This is a genomic window from Oliverpabstia intestinalis, from assembly GCF_009696065.1.
Classification (GTDB): Bacteria; Bacillota; Clostridia; order Lachnospirales; family Lachnospiraceae; genus Oliverpabstia; species Oliverpabstia intestinalis.
In genome coordinates, this window is record NZ_VUMS01000074.1 from 1 (window position 1) to 2,118 (window position 2,118).

Genomic DNA, 2,118 nt, shown 5'->3' on the forward strand with positions numbered 1-2,118 from the left:
GATCTGCTCTGCTAACGGTGGGCTTCCTCCGATGATCAAGCGCCAGAGATACTACGAATCTCTGGGACTGGCTGCATAGGCAGTGATATCTTTGAGATAAATGTGTCAACCAATATTGACAATATCATTCAGTTCTTCCGTGAAAGCGCAAAAAGGGCTGGAATTCAGAAACATGTCTCTACACACTGTTTGCGCCATAGTTTCGCAAGCCATCTGTTTGAAGCCGGGTGTGACGTGAAATACATTCAGGCCCTTTTGGGACACCGCGATCCAAGGTCAACAGAGATTTATCTTCATGTAAGCAATAAGACTCTGCTCGGCATTAAAAGCCCATTTGATGAGATGGGTGGTGAGTAATCGTGGAAAAATCATGTACGATACAGGATGTCTTTGAACGGTTTTATCCTGTTTATGAAAAAACACATGAGCTTCCTGCTCACCACAGAAAAGCAGCTTTTCACATCATGAACTGTAAAACCGGGGCTTTTGGTGTGAATATCAGTGTCTGTGAGGAATGCGGCTGTATCAGTGTTCACAACAATTCATGCAGAAGCAGGTGTTGCCCCATGTGCCAGGAGTTTCCAAAAGAAAAATGGATCGATGCGCAAAAGGAGAATGTATTGGATGCACCTTATTATCATGTGGTATTCACGGTCCCTGAGGAATTGCATCCTATCATTTATAGCAATCAGAAACTTCTGTATGATGCACTGTATCATGCTGCATCATCTACTCTGAACGAGCTGGCGAAAGATTCAAAGTATCTGGGAGCTGACATCGGATATATCTGTATTCTTCATACATGGGGTTCTGCAATGAATTATCATCCTCATATCCATACCATTGTTCTAGGTGGCGGACTTGATAAGGACAACAAATGGAAAGATACCGGTGGGAAGTTTTTTCTCCCGTATGGGGTCATTGCAAAAGTGTTCCGTGGAAAATATTTGTGCGAATTAAAAAGCCTGTGGAATGATTCAAAGCTTGAGTTTCATGGTACAGCGGAGAAATATCAAAATCACTATTGCTTCAAAGAACTTCTCGATGAGTGCTATAAAAAAGACTGGGTTGCTTATTGTAAGGAGACTTTTAATGGAGCACAGTCAGTCATAAATTATCTTGGAAAATATACTCACAGGATAGCAATTAGTAATCATCGGATCAAGTCCATGACGGAAGCAACTGTTACATATGCTGTAAAAGACTATAAAAACAAAGGTCAGTGGAAAGAGAAAACAGTTCCGGGTGAGGAGTTCATCCGTCGATTTTTAATGCATGTTCCTCCAAAACGTTTTGTCAGAATCCGGCACTATGGTTTGCTGTCGTGCCGAAACAAGAGCAAAAAGATGACGCATTGTAGAAATCTGCTTGGATGTAAAAAATATATTTCTGCATTGAAAAACCGAAATGCCGCTGAAATGATCAGGCTGCTATATAACATAGATGTATGCAAATGTTCTTCCTGTGGAGGGAAAATGGTTCCACATCTTCCGGATAAGCATACACCATCTGTTTTTGCACATATGAGATGTTAAAATATATAACTGAATAGTCCGAAAAACTTCCGTAAAGGGAGTCTGTTTGTTATGCCTAAAAATAATTCTTTTGGCAAAAACCATCTGTTAATAAACCATGTGATATGATAGACTTATGGAAGAGAGCAAAGATTGAATCCCCATAGATAGTGGCGAAAGGGACGCGACTTTGTTCACCAAGGAAAAATCGAAATTGATGTAAACGAAAGGGCAGTTTTATAAAACCGCAAGACTGCTTTTTCGTTTACACCAACTCCGATTGTTTCCTTAACAATTTATGGAGGAGACAATTATGGATAAAAAGACACAAAAAATAGGAGTGATTTGTTCAATTGTACAGATTATATTAAGCATAATATGCTTGATGTATAATGCGATAAATCAAGAAAATATTATAATTTGGGTATTATTTTTATGCTCTGGAATTTTATTGTTAAGCTCGAATATTAGTAGAAACTGGTCCTATGTCAAGATTTAGTACAAGTTAAAATGAGGTTTTCCCCATCTTAACTTGCCATTGGCTCTTCGTTCTGTTGCAATCTACGGTATAGTTCTTCGTAGTCATTTGGTGACATGTAATCGC

2 protein-coding genes are annotated in these 2,118 nt (G+C 39.2%); both read left to right on the forward strand.

Features of this window, described 5'->3' with window-relative positions:
• Positions 1–102: 102 nt before the first annotated feature.
• Positions 103–357, forward strand: a complete 255-nt coding sequence (locus tag FYJ57_RS14930) for a tyrosine-type recombinase/integrase (RefSeq protein WP_331466684.1) — start codon at positions 103–105, stop codon at positions 355–357.
• 2 nt (positions 358–359) lie between these two features.
• Entirely contained in the window at positions 360–1,535 is a 1,176-nt protein-coding gene (locus FYJ57_RS14935) for an IS91 family transposase (protein WP_328597505.1), read from the forward strand.
• Positions 1,536–2,118: the final 583 nt, after the last annotated feature.